This is a genomic window from uncultured Nevskia sp., assembly GCF_903885465.1.
Lineage (GTDB): Bacteria > Pseudomonadota > Gammaproteobacteria > Nevskiales > Nevskiaceae > Nevskia.
The window spans coordinates 1-4,304 of sequence record NZ_CAISIQ010000462.1; the positions used below are offsets into that span (position 1 = coordinate 1).

3 protein-coding genes and 1 pseudogene are annotated in these 4,304 nt (G+C 65.4%); 1 reads left to right on the plus strand and 3 read right to left on the minus strand.

What is annotated here, in order from left to right:
- The 3 genes from QZY06_RS18075 to QZY06_RS18085 all read right to left on the minus strand — a co-directional run.
- A partial coding sequence (locus tag QZY06_RS18075; protein WP_295686653.1) for an outer membrane beta-barrel protein occupies window positions 1-764 on the minus strand: 764 nt, incomplete at its 3' end.
- Window positions 765-844: 80 nt separating this feature from the next.
- Window positions 845-1,933, minus strand: coding sequence for an OmpA family protein (locus tag QZY06_RS18080; RefSeq protein WP_295686655.1), 1,089 nt, complete (start codon window positions 1,931-1,933; stop codon window positions 845-847).
- A gap of 159 nt (window positions 1,934-2,092) precedes the next feature.
- Window positions 2,093-3,370, minus strand: a complete 1,278-nt coding sequence (locus QZY06_RS18085; RefSeq protein WP_295686658.1) for an FAD-binding oxidoreductase — start codon at window positions 3,368-3,370, stop codon at window positions 2,093-2,095.
- A 149-nt stretch (window positions 3,371-3,519) separates the two neighbouring features.
- Between QZY06_RS18085 and QZY06_RS18090 the strand changes: the two are divergent.
- Window positions 3,520-4,304, plus strand: a pseudogene (locus QZY06_RS18090) (bifunctional [glutamate--ammonia ligase]-adenylyl-L-tyrosine phosphorylase/[glutamate--ammonia-ligase] adenylyltransferase); the annotation flags it as partial.

Genomic DNA, 4,304 nt, shown 5'->3' on the forward strand with positions numbered 1-4,304 from the left:
GCCTTGTTGAACTCGAAGGTGACGCCCTTCAGCTCGATGATCTGGTCCGGAATGATGCAACCCTCGGCATCGACCTTCATGCCGCGCGGCGTATCCGGGCACTTGTCGAGTTCGTCGGCCACGGTGTCGCCATCGGTATCGATGAACGGTTTCGGCACTTCGCGAATCACTTCGACAACCTTGGGTTCTGGTGCCGGGATGGTCACGGTGCTCGACTCGCCGCGGCCGAGCGGGAATTCGAGACCCAGCGAGAAGCGGATGTCTTCGTTGCCGGCGCGGAACTCGTCGCGGATGTAGCGGCCTTCGGCGCGGACGCGGATGCCGTGATAGAGGTCGGCGCTGACCAGGCCGGCACCGGCGCCGTAGATCACGCTGGCGGCGTCGCGCTTGTCCGGCGTCACGTCGTTGTAGGCGCCGCCGACACCGAGCAGCAGGAACGGATGCACCGGCGCCGAGCCTTGGCGTTCGGTGATCGTGTAGACCAAGTCGACCATGCCGCTGTACTGGTAGAAATCGGTGCCGTTGCCGTTGCCGGTCGCGTAGATCGCCCAGTGGGCGCCGCCTTCGATACCGAGGTGCGGCGTGAACGAGTGACCGTAGAGCAGCGATACGCCGCTGCCGCTGCGAACGCCAGTGCGGGCTTTATCGGGAATTTCGTAGGTTGGCAGCACGCTGAGATAATCGTGCTCGCCAACATTTTCCTCGCCCTGGGCAAGAGCGCCGCCACTGGCGAGCACCGCTGCCGCAATCAATGCATTACGCATGTTTTTCCCTGTATGAGCCTGTTCAGTGTGTAGCGATAACGACGAACCCCCGGCCATCGGCAAGGGGTTCATGTTCATCTTCAGCGGGCCTTGACCCGGAACTCGACGCGACGGTTCAGCAGGTAGTCGTCCTGATTCCGTTCCGGCTTGATCTTCAGCTGAGATTCGCCGTAGCCAACCGCCTTCAGCTGATCAGGCGAAACGCCCTTTTCGATCAGGTAAGCGCGGACAGCGTCGGCACGACCCTGCGACAGCTTGAGGTTGTAGGCCGCGGAACCCTGACTGTCGGTATGACCGGCGATTTCGACCTGCAGCGAGCGCTGGCCAGCCATGCCCTTGGCGATGACGTCGAGCACCGACTGTGCATTCGGCCGCAGCTTGGTTTCGTCGAGGTTGAAGGTGACGCCGCGGAGCTCGATCAGCTGGCCGGCGAGGATGCAACCCTCGGCGTCAACCTTCAGGCCCTTCGGCGTATCCGGGCACTTGTCGAGTTCGTCGATGACGGTGTCGCCGTCGGTGTCGATGAACGGACGCGGCACTTCCTTCTCGGTTTCGATGATCTTGGTCGCTTGCGGCGTGAACACCGTCGTCAGCGTCTGACGGACGCGGCCGAGCGGGATTTCCACGCCGATGCCGACGCTCGGGTCGCCGTAGCCGCTTCTGTACGTGGAGTACGTGTAGCGGGCTTCACCGCGAATGCGGACGTTGTGGAATACCGGCGCGGTGACGAAGCCGACGCCCGCGTTGACCGCGAAGCTGGAATCGTCACGGGTGTCGATCGCCACGTCGTCGCTGTGCGTCCCGACGCCGATCAGCGCGAACGGCGTGATCGGCCGTTCATCGCGGCGATCCCAAGGAGTGACGGTCAGATCGACGCCACCCTGGACCTGGTAGAAATCGGAGCCTTTTCCGCGTCCGGTCTCGAACAGCTGGAAAGCCACCCGGCCTTCCACCGACAGCAGTTCATGGAACTGGTTGCCGTACATGAAGGCGATACCGCCGCCGATGTTGTCGGTTCCCCGACCATTGTCGGGAAACACACCTGAAGCGATCACGCTGACGTAATCGTTCGAGGTGTAGACGAGGCGATCGCGGACGATCGGTTCACCTTCGGCCAGCGCCGCGCTGCTGGCGCAGATCAAGGTCAAGGTCGCGAGATTCTTGAGCATTTCCCTTCCTGAGTCGGTGTAATCAGTAGCTGCAACGGCGGTCAGCGCGGAACGCTTGCCGAGATTTTGAATGGTTATTTGCTCACAGTTTGGCCATAGGCCGCGCTATCGTCAAAGGGGTGGGTAAAATTGCAATATCCGGGCCCGTCGCGAAAGTGCTCAGAAGCGGGTCGGAGCGTACGGTTTGAGGTCCAGCGAAGGGGGGCGTTCGGACAATAATTCCGACACCAGCTGGCCGGTGATCGCCGACAAACTGACGCCCAGCATGCCGTGGCCGGTGGCCAGGGTCAGATTGGCGAGGTGCGGCGCCCGGCCGATGATCGGCAGATCATCCGGCGTCATCGGCCGCCAGCCGTACCATTCTTCTTCCACGGTCGGTCCGACCGATTCCTTCAGATATTCCGCCGCGCCGCGCGAAAGCGCATCAAGCCGCAGGCGGTTCAGGCTGCTGTCGTAGCCGGCGAACTCCATCGTGCTGCCGAGCCGGTAGCCGGAATCCCAGGCGGTGACGCAGACGCTGCGTTCCTTCAGCACCATCGGAATCACCGGCGCGATGCCGGGCCGGCTGTAGGTGATCGAATAGCCCTTGCCCGGCTGGATCGGGATCTTCAGCCCCAGCGCCCGCCCGAACTGCGGCGACCAGGCGCCGAGGGCCAGCACCACATCGCGGCCGCGATACGGGCCGCTCGAGGTCTGCACGGCGTCGATCCGGCCGTTGGCGGTCTCGAAGCCGGTGATCTGCACGCCCTGCTCGATCACGCCGCCGGCGGCGCGGACGGCGCGGACCAGTTCGGCCACGTAGGTGTTCGGCCGCAGCCGCGCGTCATCGGGATGAAAGTAGCCGCCAGCCACCGAGTCGTTCAGCGCCGGTTCCTTGGCGCGCAGGGCCGGGCCATCCAGCGCTACACAGGGAATGCCGAGCGAATGCAACAGCGCCGCATCCGGGGCGGCGTGCTCATAGCCGGCAGCTTCGCGGTAGACGTACAGCGTGCCGCTGCGCTCGAACTCGCAGGCCAGGCCTTCATCGGCGATCAGTTGCTCGAGGCGCAGACGCGAGGCTTTCAGCAGGACAGCCTTGGTCTGCGCCGTGGCCAGGAAGTCGCGCTCGTTGCACAGCTTCGCAAAGCGCAGCAGCCAGCCGAGCAGGGCCGGGTCGAGGCTGGGCTTGATGCGCAGCGGCGCGTCGGCCTTGAGCATCCACTTCAGCGCCTTGGCCAAGGTGCCGGGCGCATGCAGCGGCAGATGACTGGGCGTGATCGTGCCGCAGTTGCCGTGGCTGGCGGCGCTGCCCGGCGTCTTCTGCTCGAGGATGGTCACCGCTCGGCCGGCGCGCAGGCAGAACAGCGCCACGCTCAGGCCGATGACGCCGCCGCCGAGGATCAGGACATCGCAGGAACGGGCGGGCGCGCTGGCGGGCTGGGAACTGCTGTTGTTCATGACGGATCGGGGACGGGGCTCGCGCCCGGCTGCGTTCGAGAGCGCGGACTATAGAGCGGGTGGGAGCTTCTCTTCAGCTTGACGCGCCGGTGATCGCTACACTCGCGCCCTGTTTCGATGCATCCATCCAGATCCATCCATCCTGATCGATGAGCGCTTCCGACCTGCTGGCCCGCGTGCTCACCGCCAGCCCTTTCGTGGCGTCGGTCTTCCGGCGCGAGCAGGCCTGGGCCGATGCCGCCTGGGCGAATGGCGAATTCGCAGGCCCGCTGCCACCGGTCGCCGGCCGACTGACCGAAGCCTGCGCCGGCATCGCCGACGAAGCCGCGCTGATGCGCGCATTGCGCCGCTTCCGCAATCGCGAGATGGCCCGCATCGCGGTGCGTGACATCGCCGGCTACGCGACGCTCGACACCACGCTCGGCGATCTGTCCGATCTCGCCGATGCCGCGATCGACGTCACCATGAGTTTTGTCGCCGCCACGCTGCAGGCGCGCCATGGTCGGCCGATTGCCGCCGATGGCAGCCTGGCCCTGCCGTTCGTGCTCGGCATGGGCAAGCTCGGCGGCCGCGAGCTGAACTTCTCCAGCGACATCGACCTGATCTTCGGCTACACCGCCAATGGCGACACCGATGGCCCTCGTTCGCTGGCCAACGAGGAGTACTTCGCGAAGCTGGCCCGCGATACCAGCCGCCTGCTGGCGACGCCGACCCAGGACGGCTTCGTGTTCCGCGTCGACACCCTGCTGCGGCCGTTCGGCAGCGTCGGGCCCTACGCGGCCTCGGCGTCGGCGATGGAGGACTACTACCAGACCCATGGCCGCGAATGGGAACGCTACGCGATGGTCAAGGCGCGGCCCTGCGCCGGTGATCGTGTCGCCGGCCATGCACTGCTCGATCGCCTGCGGCCATTCGTCTACCGTCGCTATCTCGA